The organism is Okeania sp. SIO2C9 (genome assembly GCF_010672455.1).
Lineage (GTDB): Bacteria > Cyanobacteriota > Cyanobacteriia > Cyanobacteriales > Microcoleaceae > Okeania.
This window is the reverse complement of the sequence record NZ_JAAHGO010000262.1, coordinates 1-1,218: the sequence shown is the minus strand read 5'-3', so window position 1 is coordinate 1,218 and position 1,218 is coordinate 1. Positions and strand designations below refer to the sequence as shown.

Here is a 1,218-nt window from a genome sequence, read left to right as displayed (position 1 = left end):
GGTATGTACCCCCGGCCGCAGGCGAATGACCTGTGGGCCTATGCCAATTTTCTTGCCATAATGATAACTAGTTTTGTGATTAAGTGCGACTCAGATGGCCATGTTATGATCTCATTGATGATCTAGATAAACGTAATTTGGGATATTTTATTTAACCGCAGAGGGCGCAGAGTACGCAGAGAACTGAGAAAGCTTAAAGAGAATAAGAAAGCCGATGACATTGAGAAAACGCAGAGTTCACGTTATCCTCTACTTACGCAGTCTCATGATTTTCTCATTTTCCTCTGCGGTCTCTGCGACCTCTGCGGTTAAGTTAGAAGTGAAGCAAGTTAGGGCTGGTGAGGATACAAGGCGCAGCTACATGCAAGCGCAAAATCATCGTTCATTGGAGATGAAAATAATGCTGGTTAAGCATATCATCAATTTGATTTAAGGTCGTTTGCATGGTATCAAGATATTCATGCAGACCACTCGAAATGACATCTTCAATATCAGCGTAATTCAGTTGAGCACGCAGCTTACCGAGCGCTTGCTCGGCCGGATGACAAAACGAACCATGCGGTGTTTTTGTAATCGCATGTAAGCTATCGTCAGCCATGGCAATGCAGTAGACTACTGAGCGCGGAAAATCATGATCGAACAATAAGAAATTGGCGCTCTCTGCAGGACGGAAAGGACTACGGCTTTGTTGGAACATCTGCAAGGCAGAAGCCGAGCTTAACAAGGACAACCATTGCACGCGATCACGGTTACCACCGACCTCTGTCAGCGATGGCAACAGCATAAAGTATTTAACATCAAGGATACGCGTGGTTTTATCTGCGCGCTCCAACATGGAACCAATGCGCCACCAGCGCCAGGCTTCGTTGCGGCTCAGGGTCGCGTCGGTGATCCCGTGAACCAGGGTGCAACCTGCCTTTACGTTATCAGAAAATTTCATCACCGCGACATCATCAGTATCTGCCTTCTTAGCAGCCTGGCGGACGTCGAGATACAGTTCATTAATCGCCTGCCACATGTCATGACTGATGACTTCGCGAACGGACCGAGCATTTTCTCGTGCTTGGCGCAGACAGCTAATGATCGAATTAGGACTTTCACGATCGTAACCTAAAAAGGTCACCACACTGTCTTGATCAACGGTATCATTCTTTTCTTCGAAGACGGCGTAAACCCGACGTTTGCAACAACGGCAGCCATAACTCGTCGACATCGCCA

The 1,218-nt window shown here is 47.3% G+C and carries 1 protein-coding gene; it reads right to left on the bottom strand.

Going from position 1 to position 1,218, the window contains the following annotated elements; translation table 11 throughout:
- Nucleotides 1-382: 382 nt before the first annotated feature.
- On the bottom strand, nt 383-1,218 hold an 836-nt coding region (locus F6K23_RS40860; RefSeq protein WP_293166970.1), incomplete at its 5' end, for an alpha-E domain-containing protein.